We start from the raw sequence: 14384 nt of genomic DNA, 5'->3' as shown, positions 1-14384 counted from the left end.
CCTTACGTGTTGGGCTGTTCGATCAATGGGTTTTCTTTGGCGTGTTTTAACCGCAGGCGTACATGCAGGGCACACGCCACAAACAACACGACGCACAAAAATACCTCAACCATGGCAAAGTAGTTGCTGGGTGCGGCATCTCCCCACGCACGCACCACACCTTCTGTGAAGTACAGCCAAATCAGCAGGCTCAACCAGCGGTAGGTGTACATGCGATTTTTCAGCAAACCCGTGAGTGGAAAACACAGTGGCAGCACTTTGAGGGCCAGCAGCGTGCCGCCAGGTCGCAAGGGTGCGAGCCACAGCTCCCAAGCCAAGCCGAGCACGATGAGGCCCATCAAACTGCTCACAGCCATGAGGCGAGTGAACGTCACGTGACGGTGCGAATTTTCTTGGGGGGCGAGGGTGGAGTTGTGCATAGAAAGTGGGATGATTCAGCCCATGATTGTCCTGCAAGTCCATAACTTTTTTGAACGCCTCGCCCGATTCCCTTGGCGCAACACCGCACGCACTTTGCGCCAACGTTTTCGTGAAGACCGATTGGGCCAAACGGCTGGCAGTTTGACCTTCACCACCACCATTGCTTTGGTGCCGATGGTGACAGTGGCGCTGGCTGTGTTGACGGCCTTTCCTTTGTTTGGAGATTTCCAAACCGTACTGCAAAAACGTCTGGTTGAGAGTTTGGTGCCCGACAATATTTCACGCCAAGTGCTGGGCTACCTGACCATGTTCGCTAGCAAAGCCAGTCGTTTGGGGGCGGCAGGTGTCACCGCGTTGTTGCTGTCAGCCTTGGCCTTGGTCTTCACGATTGATCGCACGCTTAACGCGATTTGGCGGGTGCGTAAGCGTCGTCCGTTGGTGCACAGCATGTTGTTGTATTGGACGGCGATCACCTTAGGGCCCCTGCTCATGGGTGCGAGCTTGGTGATGATGTCTCAGTTTGTCGCGGCTTCGCGGGGGGTGGTGCCGGATGGTGTGGGCAACTTACGTTGGTTGTTCAGCACCTTAGAGTTTTTGCTTTTGGCTTGGGCGGTGAGTGCGCTTTACCGCTTTGTGCCTTACACCCAAGTGCGCTGGAGTCATGCGTTGGTGGGGGGCGTGTGGGTGGCGGCTGCGACTGAAATTGCCCGCAAAGTGTTGGCCTATTACTTTGGTCAGATGCCCACCTACTCGATGGTGTACGGCGCATTTGCGACGGTGCCAATTTTGTTGGTGTGGATTTATTTGGCTTGGTCCATTGTGTTGATTGGTGCGGTGTTCGTAGCCAACTTGCCCAGTTTGCTCGGCGGCATTTCGCGCGACGGCCGCAGCGTGGGCTGGCGTTTTCAGTTGGCCTTGGAAGTGTTGCAGCGCTTGCAGCTTGCGCGTCAAACCGACGACCATGGCGCGAGCATGACCACCTTGTGTGAAGACCTCGCCCTTGACCCTTTGCAAATCGAAGACGTGTTGGCCACTTTGGTGGATTTGGATTGGATTGCGCGTTTGAGCGAATCTGTCGATGCCAGACAAACCCATGTCAAAGAAGCCCGCTACGTGATGTTGGCGGATCCGCATCGCACACCGCTGGCACCGTTGATGGAGCGTTTGCTCTTGGTGCGCAGCCCTGAATCGCAAGGGCTGTGGATGAAATGGCAAGACTTGCGCCTGTGCGATGTGCTTTGATGCGGCGCAATTCGCGTCAAGTGGTCAAGCCTAAAAACGTTTTCAGGGCAGCCAAGGTTTCTTCGGGGGACTCGCTCATTTGATGATGCCCCATGGGGACTTTCACCACGCTGAATGTTTTGCCCTTAGCCTTGGCTTGGTCGATCAAACTCTTGGCGGCGCGTGGTGGGGTCATCTGGTCGCTTTCACCCAACACAAACAGCACGGGGCAGGTCACGTCGGTCATGGCTTCTAAACCATTGGCGTAGCTGTCACAAGCGACAAAACCACGGTGAAAGATATTGACCTGTGTGTTGCTGGCCAACACGCGTCGGCCCAACGCCATGGACGCACCGTACACCCAGGTCCCGGGGCCAAGCGCAGATGGCGGTGCCGCCAGCGTGGCGCGTGAAAACACATTCACCATCTGCAGCGCTTTCATAGGCTCGTTCAACGAAGCCTCAATCAAAGCGGGCGACACTTTCATGGGGAAGGCGGTGCCGACCAGCGCCAAGTGCGTGATGCGTTCTTTCAAACGCGCTGCGGCTTCAAGCGCGATCAACGAGCCCCAGCTGTGCCCCACCAAGCCTGCTTGGCGTACACCCGCCGCATCCAATAACGCTTCGATGAATTGCGCCGCTTCTTCGACGCTGGCGGGTGCCTCGCCACCGCTGCGTCCATGACCAGGCAAGTCAACGGCCAGGACATTGAAGCCGTGGTGCGCGAGGTAGCGTGTTTGCAAAATCCACACGCTGTGGTCGTTGAGCACGCCGTGGATGAACACCAGAGTGGGTTTGTTTGCATCAAACGCTTTGCCGCCTGTGTAGGCGTAGGCTTCGTAGGTTTGGCCCGCTGAGTTTTGGAGAGCGAATTTCATGTGGCTTGGTCCTCACGCCTGGCTGGCTTTGCTGCCCGCTTTTTCAGCAGCCTTCAAGGCGCGCTTCAAATCGTCAATCAAATCATTGGCATCTTCGAGTCCGATGGACAAGCGAATGGTGCCCGGGCCAATGCCTGCACCTGTCAATGCTTCGTCGCTCATGCGGAAGTGGGTGGTGCTGGCGGGGTGAATCACCAAGCTGCGGCAGTCGCCCACGTTGGCGAGGTGGCTGAAAATTTGCAGGGCTTCGATGAACGCCTTGCCTTGCGCGCGCGAGCCTTGAATGTCAAAGCTAAACACCGAGCCCGCACCGCGTGCGCCAAAACGCAACAGCTTCTCAGCCAGCGCGTGGCTGGGGTGACTCTCGATGAGTGGGTGGCCCACGCGGCTGACCAGCGGATGGCTGGCCAAGAACTGCACCACTTTTTCGGTGTTGGCCATGTGGCGGTCCATGCGCAGCGAGAGTGTTTCAATGCCTTGCAAAATCAGCCACGCACTATGCGGGCTCATGCAGGCGCCGAAGTCGCGCAGGCCTTCGCGGCGCGCGCGCAGCAAGAATGCACCAACTGTGCTTTCTTCGCTGAACACCATGTTGTGAAAGCCTTCGTAGCTTTGCGTCAGCTCTGGGAATTTGCCGCTTTTCTCCCAATCAAAACTGCCGCCATCCACCACTACACCGCCAATCACGGTGCCGTGGCCGCTGAGAAACTTGGTGGCCGAGTGGTACACCAAATCAGCCCCCAGATCAAAGGGTTTGACCAAGTAGGGCGTGGTGAGCGTGCTGTCCACCAACAGTGGCACACCCGCTTCATGGGCGATGGCGGAGAGGGTGGGAATGTCCAGCACATCCAAGCCAGGGTTGCCTACCGTCTCGCCAAAAAACAATTTGGTGTTGGGGCGCACGGCAGCGCGCCAGGCGTCGATGTCGTTGGGTTTGACAAAGGTGGTCTCAATGCCAAAGCGGCTGAGTGTGTAGTGCAGCAGATTGTGTGAACCACCATACAACGCCGTGCTGGCCACGATGTGCGAGCCCGCACCCATGAGCGTGGCAATCGTCAAATGCAAGGCCGCTTGTCCGCTGGCGGTGGTGATGGCGCCAATGCCACCTTCGAGCGCTGCCACGCGCTGCTCTAAGACCGCGTTGGTGGGGTTGCTGATGCGGCTGTACACATGGCCTGCGCGTTCTAGGTTGAACAGCGATGCGGCGTGGTCGCTGGACTCAAACACAAACGAGGTGGTGAGGTGAATGGGCACGGCGCGTGCGCCTGTGGCGGGGTCGGGTGCGGCGCCTGCGTGCAAGGCGAGCGTGTCAAAACTGGGATCGTTGTAGCCGGGCATGGTTTCCTCGGGTGTTTTGTCAGATTTCTTTGGGTCATTGTGGGCTATATTTCATGCTTCAGCGGAGGAGACAAACCATGAAAGTCAGCGATATCTTGCGAGTCAAAGACCAAGGCGGCGGCACCTTGTTCACCATCGACCCCATGGAGCCACTGGCTTTGGCCGTCAGCATCATGGCTGAAAAGGACATGGGCTCACTCTTGGTCATGGAACACGGCGACTTGGTGGGTTTGTTGACCTTTCGCGAGGTGATTCAAGCCCTCCACCGCAATGGCGGCGCGTTGGGTGACTTCACCGTTCGCAGCGCCATGGATGACCATCCGCTCACATGCTCGCCCGAAACCGCCATTGACGATGTGCGCCGCATGATGCTTGAGAGCCACGCGCGTTACATGCCCGTCATTGGCAATCGCCAACTGCAAGGTGTCATCAGCTTTTACGACGTGGCCAAGTCGGTGGTGGACAGCCAAAACTTTGAGAACAAGATGCTCAAGGCCTACATCAAAGACTGGCCCAGCGGCACGCCAGACCCAGACGACAAGTAAGCAGGGGCACTCGTGGTGGTGGGATAATCTCACCCCATGAGCGGCAATACCTTCGGAACCCTTTTCAGCGTCACCAACTTTGGTGAATCCCACGGCCCAGCCATTGGCTGCGTGATTGATGGCTGCCCTCCGGGCATGTCACTGTGCGAGGCAGACATCCAACACGATTTGGACCGTCGTCGCCCCGGCACCAGCCGCCATGTGACCCAACGCAACGAACCCGACCAAGTGCAAATCTTGTCTGGCGTGTACGAAGGCAAAACCACGGGTACCCCCATTGCCCTGTTGATTCAGAACACGGATCAGCGCAGCAAAGACTACGGCAACATTTTGCAAACCTTCCGCCCGGGGCACGCGGACTACACCTATTTCCAAAAGTTCGGCATTCGCGACCCGCGCGGTGGTGGTCGTTCTTCGGCACGTTTGACCGCACCCACCGTGGCTGCGGGTGCGGTGGCCAAGAAGTGGCTCAAAGAAAAATACGGCACCACGTTTCACGGCTGCATGACACAAATCGGCGAGTTGCCCATTCCCTTTGAGAGTTGGGACCACGTAGGCCACAACCCGTTTTACGCCCCTTGCGCTGATGTGCAAGCCTTTGAAGACTACATGGACAGCCTGCGCAAAGCGGGTGACTCGTGCGGCGCACGCATTCGCGTGGTGGCCACGGGCATGCCTGTGGGCTTGGGTCAACCGATTTACGACCGCTTGGATGCCAACATTGCTTACGCCATGATGGGCCTCAACGCCGTCAAAGGCGTGGAGATTGGCGCTGGTTTTGCCAGCGTGGCGCAACGTGGCACCACGCACGGCGACTCGCTCACACCTGAAGGCTTCCGCACCAACAACTCAGGTGGTGTGCTGGGCGGCATCAGCACCGGTCAAGACCTAGAGGTGAGCATTGCCATCAAGCCCACCAGCTCCATCTTGAGCCCGCGTGACTCGATTGACCAAAACAGCCAACCCACCGAGGTGGTGACCAAGGGCCGTCACGACCCTTGCGTGGGCATTCGCGCCACACCGATTGCCGAGGCTTTGTTGGCCTTGGTGGTGATGGACCACGCCCTGTTGCACCGTGCCCAATGTGGCGATGTGCAGGTGGCAATGCCGGCCATCCCCGGCCATATTGGTGCTTGATACATTGCACGTAGGTTTGCTTTGACATCTCCCACTTCAGAAGCGCGTTCGAGTAACGCGCTTTCTCGTTTTCAGCTCTTTCCTTTTGCGGCGTTGTCCGCCAGCTACTTCGCGCACATCGGGTTTTTCAACCCGTACTTGCCGCTGTGGCTCAAGGACTTAGGCTTCTCCATCACCATCATTGGTTTGCTCACCGCGGTGCAAGCGGCCACGCGTGTGCTGGCGCCGTATGGCTGGGGTTGGCTGAGCGACCACACCGGCGAACGTGTGAGGCTGTTGCGTTTCTGCGCGGGGGCTGCGCTCATTTGCTCTGCGGGTTTGCTGGTCGAAGGCAGTGTGGTGTGGATTGCTGTGGTGCTGTTGCTGATGTTCATTCACACCAGCGCCATGATGCCGATGAGTGAGGCCGCCTTGGCGCATTTGGTCAGCACCGACCAAGGCTTTGATTCACGTCGCTATGGCCGTGTGCGCTTGTGGGGGTCGTTGGGATTCTTAGTCACGGTGTTTGTGGCGGGCGCATGGTTTGAAGTGCAGGGCATGCAGAGTTTTCCGGCATGGTCGGTGGGCTCCTTGGTGTTGCTCAACTTGAGTGTGTGGTGGCTGCCCAACCGCAAAGAAGCGGTGCACCACGGCGAGGTGCGTCTCTCCGTCATGCCCGTGTTGCGCCAACGCAAGGTGCAGTGGTTTTTTGCCACGGTGTTTTTCCATGTGCTATCGCACATCGGCATCTATGTGTTTTTCTCGCTTTACCTTGATGAGCTGGGCTACAGCAAAACCATGATTGGTGTGTTGTGGGCGGTGTCGGTGGCAGCTGAAATTGTGTGGTTCTTCACGCAAAGCCGTTGGTTGCCCAAGTTCAGCTTGTCGATGTGGATGTTCATCTGCGCGGCGGCGATGGTGCTGCGCATGGCGCTCACCACATGGGCTGCAGAGTGGCTATGGGCATTGCTTTTTGCTCAGGTTTTGCATGCGCTCACGTTTGCCACGCAGCACACGGCGTGCATTGCTTTGTTGTCCCATCACTTTCCGGGGCGCTTACGGGGCAGGGGGCAGGCCTTGTACGCCTCAATCGGCTATGGCGTGCCAGGGGTGTTGGGTGCGTTAGGCGGCGGGGCTTTGAGTGATGTTTTGGGGCTGTCGTCTGTTTATGCCGTATCGATTGCGACGGCTGTGTTGGCCTGTGTGTGTGCATGGCAATGCACACGGCAACATGCCAAGCCTTAACTCGACGCGTTAGTGAGCGAAGCGTAAAAAGACTTCTTTGGATTTTTGCGATACCCAATGGTGGATCGGTACTTCGGCTTTTTCATGCAGAAATAAGCCAACGCCAACGCAGCACAACCAAGCAAAACTCGTCAGTGCGAAGGCCATATCTGGGTCATAGAAATGACTCTTATTCCACATGGCACTGAACAGCACGATGACCCCAAAGTGCGTCAAAAACAGCACATAAGCGCTGTTCGACAAGCGGTGGACCACCCGTTTCATTGGGGTCCAGTGCACCAGACCTTTGGGTTTGATCACCAACCAAACGGCGGTGACCAAGGCCAGCGTGAGGCGTGTGCGGTATTCGAACCACAAAGCACCAACAGCGAGCAAGGCTGTGATCCAAAACACCTGGGCGTCAAAAGTTGAACGTTTGGCCCATGCTGCCAACACGCCCAGACCATAGGCGGCGAAGTAATAGATGGCCCAGATGTCCAGTTTATCGACGCGGTTGAATTGCCACATCGATGCAATGCACAGCAACGCGATGCCGATGGATAAAGGTTTGCAGTTGTCTGTTTGTAGGGCGTGACAAAGCAGAATCAAGGAGGCATAAAGCTGGAAATCTACCGCCACATACCAAGCGCCGCTGGAGAGTGCTTCAAAACCAAGCAAGTCGTGGGCTAAGAAGGCATGGGCTAAAAATTGCCAAGCGGCGGGCTCGTTGGGTAACCAGTTGGCATGGATGGTCTCGCGCGACACAGCCACGGCCAAGCTGATCAGTGCCAACGCCAAAATATAGAACGGCACCAGACGCAGGTAGCGCTTCACGATGCTGACGACAGGGTGCTTGATGGGCTTGTTCATCACCGATTGCGCCGCCAAATAACCGCCGACCACCAAGAACACTTGCACGGCTATGCGTGCGTAGCGGTACAGCCATTCCATCAACGCTGGCCAAGCCAGGTTCATGGTGTCGGCCATCGGGCCGTAGGCCGAAAAGTGATGCCACACAATCAGTTGTGCAGCGACCACTTTGAGGACGTCAACAGTCAAGGAGCGTTCTAACAAACCAATTTATCCGTGTGTGGTTTAGTCGTTAGGACGGAAGACCAGCAACAGTGGCGAGTGCACACGGCCATCGGTGTCGCGCGGCAAGATTTCGGTCTTGTCGATGGCTTTGAGCACCGCGTTGTCCCAAGCTGAATTACCGCTGGACTTGGTGAGCTTGCGGCTCACGATGGTGCCGTCCGGTGCGCAGCGCACTTCCACTTCTGCCGCGGCGTTGCCTGACACAGAGCTGGGGTCAAACGTGATGTTGGGTTTGACGCGTGCGCGGATGCGACCGCCGTAGCTGTCAGACGGGCCTGAGGACTTCATGGCTGTGCCCGTGGCGTTTTCGCTACCGCTGGCGCCCGCCAGACCTGCGATGCGCTTCATGTTTTCTTTGCGGATGGCTTCTAGCTTTTTGGCTTCTTCAGCCGAAGCCTTGCTGTCTTTTTGTTCAGCTTGCTTCTTCGCTTCTTTTTCTTTACGTTCTTTCTCGGCTCGCTCTTTTTCTTTTTCCTTCTCTTGACGCTCTTTGTCCTTGCGCTCTTCTTCTTTCTTGGCTTCTAGTTTGCGCTTGTCTTCGTCGAGCTTGGCCTTGGCTTTTTTCTCGACTTCTTTTTTCAGCTCTTCTTTGCGGCGCTCTTCGGCACGCACGGCATCTTGAAGTTTTTTCTCTTCTTCGACTTTTCGTTTTTTCGCCAATGCAATTTCAGCATCACGGTTGGGAGCCGGTGGCTCAGGGGCTTTCACCACAGGTTTTGGCGCGGGTTCAGGTTTGGGCGCAGGCGGCGGGGGCGGTGCGTCGACCTCCACCAGCTTAGGCGCAGCCGCCATGGGCACGGCGGACCACAACTCGGCCTCCACCGACAAACTGTTGTCTTGTTTCCACTGAATGCCTGCCGTGAGTGCGACGATCAGCAAGGCATGAACGACCAAGGCTGCGCCCACTGAGCGGCCCGTGCCCTCCGGTGGCGGCGGTGCGAATTCAAGATGCTTGGGCAATGCGCTCATGGTTCAAAAATCAATCCACCAACTGAACCGACAGGCCCACGCGCTGCACGCCTGCGCGTTGCAGCGTGTCCATGGCCTTGACCACGGTTTCGTATTTGATGGTGCGGTCAGCAGTGATGACCACGGGGCCTTGTGAAGTTTCACCTTGCAGCTCTTGCACATCGCGGGCCAAGCCTTTGAGGGTAGAGCTGACCGACTTGTTCACTGTGCCCGTGCTTTTGACGGTGATGCGTTCTTCTTTGCTGATTTCGACGTGAATCACTTGGTCAGGCACGGTGGCGGCTTTGCCCACGCTGGGCAAATCAATCACGCTGGGCGAGATGAGCGGTGCGGTCACCATGAAGATGATGAGCAAGACCAACATCACGTCAATGAACGGCACCATGTTGATGTCGTTCATGGCGCGGCGGCCGCGTCCTGAGCGAGGGGCGATAGAAGCCATGCTGCGTCTTTCGGTTTAGTGGGTCATCGTGCTGGCGCTGTTGCGCTGCAAGATGTTGCTGAACTCTTCGATGAAGGTTTCCAACTTGATGGACACGCGGTCAATGTCGCGTGAGAAGCGGTTGTAGGCCAATACAGCAGGAATCGCAGCAAACAAACCAATGGCCGTGGCCACCAGTGCTTCGGCAATGCCGGGGGCCACTTTGGCCAAGGTCACTTGCTGCATACCAGCCAAACCTGTGAAGGCGTGCATGATGCCCCACACCGTGCCGAACAAGCCGACATAGGGAGACACCGAGCCCACAGAGGCCAGCATCGACAAGTTGGATTCAATGGCATCCATCTCACGTTGGTAGCTGGCGCGCATGGCGCGGCGTGCGCCGTCCATCAAAGCGCTGCTGTCGTTGATGCGGCGTTCGCGGAGTTTTTGGTACTCGCGCATGCCGCTGGCGAAGATGCGTTCCATGGGGCCAGAGGTTTTGGCGTTTTGAGCAGCCGCAGCAAACAGTTCGTTCAAGCTGGTGCCCGACCAAAAGTCGCGCTCGAACTCGTCGTTGAGTTCTTTGATGCGTTTGATCGAGCCGATCTTGCGAAAGATGGCGGCCCAACTCACGATGGAGACGCCCATCAGCATCAGCACCACAACTTGTACAACCCAACTGGCGTTGAGCAACAAATGAACGATGGAAAAGTCTTGTGTCATGTCAGGCGTTCCAATACAGAAGAGGGGATTCTCGCAGGCTTCATGGCGGCAGCATCGACCCAGCCGATACGGATGGTGCCTTCGCAAAGTAAAGTTTCGCCCAGCCATGCTTGTTGGGCAATGACGAGGCTGGCTCGACCACCTTCGGCCAAGGTGGCGGTGACGCGCAGTTGGTCGTCGAGCTTGGCGGGACGGTGGTATTTGATGGTGGTTTCACTCACCACAAACATGCCGCCGGTTTCCTCGCGCAGCGCGTGTTGGCCAATGCCAAGCGCGCGCAGCCACTCGGTGCGTGCGCGCTCGAAGAACTTGAGGTAGTTGGCATAAAACACAATGCCACCGGCATCTGTGTCTTCCCAATACACCCGAATGGGGTGTTCAAAAACGGTGCTCATGGTTTAGCCCAGAATTTTTTGTAAACGCCCAATCGCAGCTTGTAACTCAGGCAGCGAGCGGGCGGTGGAGAAACGTACAAAGCGAGACGTGTTGGCATGGCCAAAGTCGCGACCAGGGGTGATGGCGAGGTTGGCTTTATTCATCACTTCAAACGCAAAGTCCCAGCTGCCTTTGACGCCCAGTTTGTTGGCGGCTTGTGTGCAATCGGCCCATGCGTAAAACGCGCCATCGGGCATGACGGGCACGTTCAGGCCTAGTGCATTGAGCGCGGGCACAAAGTAGTCACGGCGGGCTTTGAACTCAGCACGACGTCGTTCGTACTCGGCCATGCTCTCAGCTTCAAAGCAAGCGAGTGCGGCGTGTTGGGCCACGGTGCTGGCACAAATGAACAAGTTTTGTGCCAAGCGCTCCACCACGGGCACGAGCGCATCAGGCACCACCAACCAGCCCAAACGCCAGCCCGTCATGTTGAAGTATTTGCTGAAGCTGTTGATGCTGATGATTTGGTCATCTAGCCCCAGCGCCGATTGGCCAAACTGTTCGTCGTAACTGAGGCCCAAATAAATTTCGTCAATCAGCGTGGTGCCGCCGCGTTGCGACACCTCGTTGTGAATGGCGCGCAACTCATCGGGATGAATCGAGGTGCCTGTGGGGTTGGACGGTGAAGCCAGTAACACACCACGTGTCTGTGCAGTCCAGTTTGCACGCACTTGTTCAGCGCTGAGTTGAAAGCGCTCAGCTGCGGTGGTTGGCACCAACACCGCACGTCCTTCTGCGGCGCTCACAAAGTGGCGGTTGCAGGGGTAGCTCGGGTCCGGCATCAGCACTTCGTCGCCAGCTTCAATCAAAGCTAAGCAAGCCAGTTGCAAAGCAGCAGATGCACCGGCTGTGATGACGATACGACGCGCAGGCACGTTCACGCCAAAACGTGTGCTGTACCAAGCGCTGATGCGTTCGCGCAATTCTGGAATGCCTAGTGCGGGTGTGTACTGCGTCACGCCGTCGTGTACCGCACGTGCCGCGGCTTCTTGTACCAAAGGTGGCGCTGTGAAATCGGGCTCACCGATGTTCAGAAAAATCATGGGCGCATCGGTGTGCGCCACTAAAGCGGCACGCTCGGCGGCGGCCTTAGCCACCTCCATCACATAGAAAGGCTCAATGCGTTGTGCGCGCTGGGCAATCTTCATCATCCCTCGCGCAGCTTGCCTTTGGCGCGGTCAGACTCGACTTCGAGTGCGCGCAGTTTGGGGGCCAAGCCGTTGAGCACGCCGTTGACGTACTTGTGACCATCGGTGCCGCCGAAGGACTTGGCAAGTTCGATGTATTCGTTCAGCACCACGCGCCATGGCACGTCGATGCAGTGTTGAAACTCATACGCGCCCATCCACATCACCGCGTGTTCGATGGGGGAGATTTCGTCGAGCTTGCGATCAAGCAAGGGCTCAATCAACGCATCCAAAATTTCGCGTTGTTCGATGCAGCCGTACAGCAGGGCGTCGTAATGCACCGAGTCAGATTTGTGAAAACCGCTCAAGTCACGGGTGAACATGTCAATGTCAGCCGCTTCGTTGTTACCCACTAAGAATTGGTAGAGGCCTTGCAGTGCAAATTCACGCGAGCGGCTGCGGCCAGATTTGGCTGCGCTTTTGGTGGTGCCGTTGCTGGCAGTTTTGCGTGGGGCCTTGTCGCCCGCGGTGTGGGTGTCGCTCATGCCAAGCTCTCCAACAACAAAGCCATTTCGACGGCCACGCGAGCGGCGTCACGGCCTTTGTCGGTTTGACGCGCCACCGCTTGTGGCATGTCTTCGGTGGTGAGGATGGCGTTGGCAATCGGCACGTGGTAGTCCATGCCCACACGGGTCACGCCTGCGCCCGATTCGTTGGCCACCAACTCAAAGTGGTAAGTCTCGCCACGGATGATGCAGCCCAGTGCGATGAGGGCGCTGAACGGTTCTGGGTCTTCAATTTGCGCGAGCGCAGCCAAGGCCAAGGGCACTTCGAGTGCGCCCGGCACATGCACGTGGGTGATGCGGTCATCGCTCACGCCCATGGCTTTGAGTTCAGCGATGCAAGCAGCAGCCAGTGCGTTGGTGATATCTTCGTTGAAGCGCGCCTGGACGATGCCAATTTTCAAAGCGCTGCCGTCGAGCGTGGTGGTGGAGCCGAGGTTGGAGACAAACATGGTTTTTATTCTTCGTTGGTTTTATTCTTTGGACAGGTAGCCCGTGATTTCAAGTCCGTAGCCCGTCATGCTGGGCATGCGGCGTGGGTTGCCCATGAGACGCATTTTGTGCACGCCGCAGTCACGCAAGATTTGCGCGCCCACGCCGTAGCTGCGCAGGTCCATGCGGCCGCGTTCGGGGCCGTGGGCGGAACGGGCGGTGCCGTCAAATTGATTGAGCAACTGTTGGCCGCTTTCGCCGCAGTTGAGCAACACGACCACGCCTGTGCCTTGGGAAGCGATACGCGCCAAGGCTGCATCTAACCCCCATGAGTGCATGACGCGGTTGGGTTCGAGTGCGTCGAGCACCGAGAGTGGCTCATGCACGCGGGCTAACACTTCGGCATCTGCGCTCCAAGTGCCTTTGACGAGGGCCATGTGGACATCGCCGCTGGTCATGTCTTTGTAGGCGTTGGCGGTGAACTCGCCGTGCGCGGTCTGCATGGTGCGCGAGCTGACTTTGTGAACGAGTGATTCGTTGCGGCTGCGGTAGGCAATGAGGTCAGCGATGGTGCCGATCTTCAAGCCGTGTTCGGCGGCGAAGATTTGCAAATCAGGCAAGCGGGCCATGGTGCCGTCGTCTTTCATGATTTCGCAAATCACGGAAGAGGGCGAGCAGCCCGCCATCGCGGCCAAGTCGCAACCGGCTTCGGTGTGGCCCGCGCGCATGAGTACGCCGCCATCCACCGCTTGCAGGGGGAACACGTGGCCGGGTTGCACCAAGTCGGTGGGCTGGGTGGCTTTGGCTACGGCCACTTCGATGGTGCGCGAACGGTCAGCGGCAGAGATGCCGGTGGTCACACCTTCAGCAGCTTCGATCGACACGGTGAAGGCCGTGCTGTAGACCGTGCCGTTGCGGGCAGCCATGGGCGGCAGCTTCAAGTATTCGCAGCGCTCGCGCGTGAGCGTGAGGCAAATCAAGCCACGGCCAAAACGGGCCATGAAGTTGATGGCTTCGGGGGTGACGTGGTCAGACGCCAGCACCAAATCGCCTTCGTTCTCGCGGTCTTCTTCGTCGACCAAGATCACGATGCGACCGGCCTTCATGTCGGCCACGATGTCTTCGACGGGGGAGATAGAAACAGGGGAAGCGACGGGGGCTTGGCCCGATGCGTTGGCAGTGCTCATGCGTTGGCTTTCAATGCGGCAGCGTCACCCAGCGTTGCGTCGACACGCAACATGCGTTCAACGTAGCGGGCAACGGTGTCAATTTCGAGGTTCACTGTGCTACCGGTTTTGAGCGAACCCAAAGCGGTGTTTTCAACAGTGTGAGGAATGAGGTTGATGCTGACTTCAGAACCGCGCAAGCCCAGTGGGCCGTCCGCGTTGAAGAAGTCTTGCACGCGGTTCACGGTCAGGCTCACCCCGTTGATGGTGATGGAGCCCTTGTAGGCCAAATACTTGGCGAGGTCAGTAGGGGCCATGATGCGCAGCTCCCAGCTTTCGCCGATTTGCGCAAAGTGGCTCACGTGCCCTGTGCCATCCACATGGCCCGACACGATGTGGCCACCTAAGCGGTCGTGGGCGCGCAACGCTTTTTCAAGGTTGACGCGGCCAAGCTCGCTTAAGCCACTGGTGCGAGCCAGTGATTCCACAGAGATGTCGATGGTGAAGGTGTGTGTGTCGAGATCGAAGCTGGTAACGGTCATACAAGCGCCGTTGAGCGCGATGCTGTCCCCCAGTGTGACGTCGTCGAGATACCCAGCAGGCGCTTCAATGATGAGACGCTTGCCGTGGTTTAAAGAGCTACCCAGGTCGTGGACAGCGGTGATGCGCCCCACGCCGGTGATGATTCCGGTGAACATGGGCGATATTTTCG

The 14384-nt window shown here is 57.7% G+C and carries 17 protein-coding genes; 4 read left to right on the top strand and 13 right to left on the bottom strand.

The window, feature by feature from the left end; genetic code table 11:
• Positions 1–2 precede the first annotated feature (2 nt).
• Complete coding sequence (locus B9Z44_RS02020; protein ID WP_108359987.1) at positions 3–419, bottom strand: DUF2069 domain-containing protein; 417 nt, start codon at positions 417–419, stop codon at positions 3–5.
• Between the two features lie 22 nt (positions 420–441).
• On the opposite strand from B9Z44_RS02020, the gene B9Z44_RS02015 reads away from it, so the two are divergent.
• Complete coding sequence (locus tag B9Z44_RS02015) at positions 442–1662, top strand: YihY family inner membrane protein (protein ID WP_233246945.1); 1221 nt, start codon at positions 442–444, stop codon at positions 1660–1662.
• Positions 1663–1678: 16 nt separating this feature from the next.
• Here the strand turns inward: B9Z44_RS02015 and B9Z44_RS02010 are convergent, their stop codons facing one another.
• Entirely contained in the window at positions 1679–2518 is an 840-nt protein-coding gene (locus B9Z44_RS02010) for an alpha/beta fold hydrolase (RefSeq protein WP_108401567.1), read from the bottom strand.
• Positions 2519–2530: 12 nt separating this feature from the next.
• The gene (locus B9Z44_RS02005; RefSeq protein ID WP_108401566.1) at positions 2531–3856 is read right to left on the bottom strand and encodes an O-acetylhomoserine aminocarboxypropyltransferase; all 1326 of its coding nucleotides are present in this window, start codon (positions 3854–3856) and stop codon (positions 2531–2533) included.
• Positions 3857–3933: 77 nt separating this feature from the next.
• Here B9Z44_RS02005 and B9Z44_RS02000 point away from each other — a divergent pair, with 77 nt between their 5' ends.
• Genes B9Z44_RS02000 through B9Z44_RS01990 form a run of 3 tightly spaced genes read left to right on the top strand, consistent with a single transcriptional unit; the run spans position 3934 to position 6762 of the window.
• A complete protein-coding gene (locus B9Z44_RS02000) occupies positions 3934–4401 on the top strand; it encodes a CBS domain-containing protein (protein ID WP_108359983.1) in 468 nt (155 codons plus the stop codon).
• 36 nt (positions 4402–4437) lie between these two features.
• A complete protein-coding gene (gene aroC / locus B9Z44_RS01995; RefSeq protein WP_108359982.1) occupies positions 4438–5538 on the top strand; it encodes a chorismate synthase in 1101 nt (366 codons plus the stop codon).
• Between the two features lie 21 nt (positions 5539–5559).
• On the top strand, positions 5560–6762 hold the full coding sequence (locus B9Z44_RS01990; RefSeq protein ID WP_108401565.1) for an MFS transporter: 1203 nt from the start codon (positions 5560–5562) through the stop codon (positions 6760–6762).
• Between the two features lie 9 nt (positions 6763–6771).
• Here the strand turns inward: B9Z44_RS01990 and B9Z44_RS01985 are convergent, their stop codons facing one another.
• From B9Z44_RS01985 to B9Z44_RS01940, 10 genes are read right to left on the bottom strand one after another with little or no spacing between them, the layout of a single operon-like run.
• A complete protein-coding gene (locus tag B9Z44_RS01985) occupies positions 6772–7800 on the bottom strand; it encodes an acyltransferase family protein (protein ID WP_170108458.1) in 1029 nt (342 codons plus the stop codon).
• A 36-nt stretch (positions 7801–7836) separates the two neighbouring features.
• Positions 7837–8805, bottom strand: a complete 969-nt coding sequence (tolA, locus tag B9Z44_RS01980; RefSeq protein ID WP_108401563.1) for a cell envelope integrity protein TolA — start codon at positions 8803–8805, stop codon at positions 7837–7839.
• 10 nt (positions 8806–8815) lie between these two features.
• Positions 8816–9247 (bottom strand): biopolymer transporter ExbD, encoded by a 432-nt coding sequence (locus B9Z44_RS01975; protein WP_108359978.1) that lies wholly within the window; start codon positions 9245–9247, stop codon positions 8816–8818.
• 15 nt (positions 9248–9262) lie between these two features.
• Positions 9263–9949 (bottom strand): protein TolQ, encoded by a 687-nt coding sequence (gene tolQ / locus B9Z44_RS01970; RefSeq protein ID WP_108359977.1) that lies wholly within the window; start codon positions 9947–9949, stop codon positions 9263–9265.
• Positions 9946–10344 (bottom strand): tol-pal system-associated acyl-CoA thioesterase, encoded by a 399-nt coding sequence (gene ybgC / locus B9Z44_RS01965; protein WP_108359976.1) that lies wholly within the window; start codon positions 10342–10344, stop codon positions 9946–9948. Before ybgC ends, tolQ begins: the two co-directional genes overlap by 4 nt.
• Before the next feature lie 3 nt (positions 10345–10347).
• The gene (locus B9Z44_RS01960; RefSeq protein ID WP_108360051.1) at positions 10348–11532 is read right to left on the bottom strand and encodes a pyridoxal phosphate-dependent aminotransferase; all 1185 of its coding nucleotides are present in this window, start codon (positions 11530–11532) and stop codon (positions 10348–10350) included.
• Positions 11532–12056, bottom strand: coding sequence for a transcription antitermination factor NusB (gene nusB, locus B9Z44_RS01955; protein ID WP_108359975.1), 525 nt, complete (start codon positions 12054–12056; stop codon positions 11532–11534). The genes B9Z44_RS01960 and nusB overlap by 1 nt, the downstream gene beginning before the upstream one ends.
• Positions 12053–12526, bottom strand: a complete 474-nt coding sequence (gene ribH / locus B9Z44_RS01950) for a 6,7-dimethyl-8-ribityllumazine synthase (RefSeq protein WP_108401562.1) — start codon at positions 12524–12526, stop codon at positions 12053–12055. The genes nusB and ribH overlap by 4 nt, the downstream gene beginning before the upstream one ends.
• 21 nt (positions 12527–12547) lie before the next feature.
• Positions 12548–13693 (bottom strand): bifunctional 3,4-dihydroxy-2-butanone-4-phosphate synthase/GTP cyclohydrolase II, encoded by a 1146-nt coding sequence (ribBA, locus tag B9Z44_RS01945; protein WP_108401561.1) that lies wholly within the window; start codon positions 13691–13693, stop codon positions 12548–12550.
• A complete protein-coding gene (locus B9Z44_RS01940) occupies positions 13690–14370 on the bottom strand; it encodes a riboflavin synthase (RefSeq protein ID WP_108359972.1) in 681 nt (226 codons plus the stop codon). The genes ribBA and B9Z44_RS01940 overlap by 4 nt, the downstream gene beginning before the upstream one ends.
• Positions 14371–14384 lie beyond the last annotated feature (14 nt).

This window comes from Limnohabitans curvus, assembly GCF_003063475.1.
GTDB classification, from domain to species: Bacteria; Pseudomonadota; Gammaproteobacteria; order Burkholderiales; family Burkholderiaceae_C; genus Limnohabitans; species Limnohabitans curvus.
This window is presented reverse-complemented; position numbering and strand designations above follow the sequence as displayed.

What these genes read in the sequence shown, in the direction of transcription:
- B9Z44_RS02015 (WP_233246945.1), top strand. Translation starts at nt 442, where the DNA reads ATGATTGTCCTGCAAGTCCATAACTTTTTTGAACGCCTCGCCCGATTC.
- aroC (WP_108359982.1), top strand. Translation starts at nt 4,438, where the DNA reads ATGAGCGGCAATACCTTCGGAACCCTTTTCAGCGTCACCAACTTTGGT.
- B9Z44_RS02010 (WP_108401567.1), bottom strand. Translation starts at nt 2,518, where the DNA reads ATGAAATTCGCTCTCCAAAACTCAGCGGGCCAAACCTACGAAGCCTAC.
- ribH (WP_108401562.1), bottom strand. Translation starts at nt 12,526, where the DNA reads ATGTTTGTCTCCAACCTCGGCTCCACCACCACGCTCGACGGCAGCGCT.
- B9Z44_RS01960 (WP_108360051.1), bottom strand. Translation starts at nt 11,532, where the DNA reads ATGAAGATTGCCCAGCGCGCACAACGCATTGAGCCTTTCTATGTGATG.
- B9Z44_RS02000 (WP_108359983.1), top strand. Translation starts at nt 3,934, where the DNA reads ATGAAAGTCAGCGATATCTTGCGAGTCAAAGACCAAGGCGGCGGCACC.
- B9Z44_RS02005 (WP_108401566.1), bottom strand. Translation starts at nt 3,856, where the DNA reads ATGCCCGGCTACAACGATCCCAGTTTTGACACGCTCGCCTTGCACGCA.
- ribBA (WP_108401561.1), bottom strand. Translation starts at nt 13,693, where the DNA reads ATGAGCACTGCCAACGCATCGGGCCAAGCCCCCGTCGCTTCCCCTGTT.
- nusB (WP_108359975.1), bottom strand. Translation starts at nt 12,056, where the DNA reads ATGAGCGACACCCACACCGCGGGCGACAAGGCCCCACGCAAAACTGCC.
- B9Z44_RS01940 (WP_108359972.1), bottom strand. Translation starts at nt 14,370, where the DNA reads ATGTTCACCGGAATCATCACCGGCGTGGGGCGCATCACCGCTGTCCAC.
- tolA (WP_108401563.1), bottom strand. Translation starts at nt 8,805, where the DNA reads ATGAGCGCATTGCCCAAGCATCTTGAATTCGCACCGCCGCCACCGGAG.
- B9Z44_RS01975 (WP_108359978.1), bottom strand. Translation starts at nt 9,247, where the DNA reads ATGGCTTCTATCGCCCCTCGCTCAGGACGCGGCCGCCGCGCCATGAAC.
- B9Z44_RS02020 (WP_108359987.1), bottom strand. Translation starts at nt 419, where the DNA reads ATGCACAACTCCACCCTCGCCCCCCAAGAAAATTCGCACCGTCACGTG.
- tolQ (WP_108359977.1), bottom strand. Translation starts at nt 9,949, where the DNA reads ATGACACAAGACTTTTCCATCGTTCATTTGTTGCTCAACGCCAGTTGG.
- ybgC (WP_108359976.1), bottom strand. Translation starts at nt 10,344, where the DNA reads ATGAGCACCGTTTTTGAACACCCCATTCGGGTGTATTGGGAAGACACA.